Annotated in this window: 2 protein-coding genes; both read right to left on the bottom strand. The window is 48.6% G+C overall.

Going from position 1 to position 691, the window contains the following annotated elements; translation table 11 throughout:
• Positions 1-16 precede the first annotated feature (16 nt).
• Complete coding sequence (locus HMPREF3179_RS02850; RefSeq protein WP_070469657.1) at positions 17-475, bottom strand: single-stranded DNA-binding protein; 459 nt, start codon at positions 473-475, stop codon at positions 17-19.
• Positions 462-691: recombination-associated protein RdgC (gene rdgC, locus HMPREF3179_RS02845; protein ID WP_141743423.1), on the bottom strand; the 230-nt coding region annotated here is incomplete at its 5' end. The genes rdgC and HMPREF3179_RS02850, both read right to left, overlap by 14 nt.

The following is a 691-nucleotide window of genomic DNA, read 5'->3' as shown; positions in this document are numbered from 1 at the left end:
TGTTGAGCCCCGAAAATTAAAACGGCATATCACTATCTAGTTCATTAAGTGAGCTGGCAGTTGCTCTACCTTTCGCCTGTGCGTAGCTGTTGCTCGCAGTCTCACCTTTGGTTTGACTTGCCCAGCTGCTAGACTGCTGACTATCTTCACGCCCACCTAGCATCTGCAATCTCTCGCCAATAACCTCGGTTAAGTAGCGCTCGATGTCGTCTTTGTCGGTGTATTTGCGTGTTTGGATACGTCCCTCAACGTAAACTTGGCTGCCTTTACGTAAGTACTGCTCACACACCTCGGCCTGACGACCGAAAAACACCACACGATGCCACTCAGTGCTTTCATTTTTGCCGCCGTCTTTGTCGTAGCTGACGTGATTAGTCGCTAGGCTTAGATTAGCGACTTGAATTCCGCTCTGAGACGCACGCGCCTCGGGATCGGCTCCCAAACGCCCGACCAGGATCACTTTATTTACTGACATGTTTAAAACCTCCTAGGCTGTTTACCAAATCTGTTAGTAGGTCATCAAACTCGCTACACATGAGCGTCATATCCGCATCGAACCGCTCTTGATCATGCTCTGCTTTACTGGCTTTTTCTTGCATAATCTCAAGCGGCAGAATGCGTTTAATGGTGCTGTCACTATGTAAAACAAAGCTAATGCGGTCACGCCATGTCATGCCTAACTGCGTTACCA

It is taken from the genome of Oligella sp. HMSC09E12, from assembly GCF_001808505.1.
Taxonomy (GTDB): Bacteria; Pseudomonadota; Gammaproteobacteria; order Burkholderiales; family Burkholderiaceae_B; genus Oligella; species Oligella urethralis.
This window is presented reverse-complemented; position numbering and strand designations above follow the sequence as displayed.

What these genes read in the sequence shown, in the direction of transcription:
- HMPREF3179_RS02850 (WP_070469657.1), bottom strand. Translation starts at nt 475, where the DNA reads ATGTCAGTAAATAAAGTGATCCTGGTCGGGCGTTTGGGAGCCGATCCC.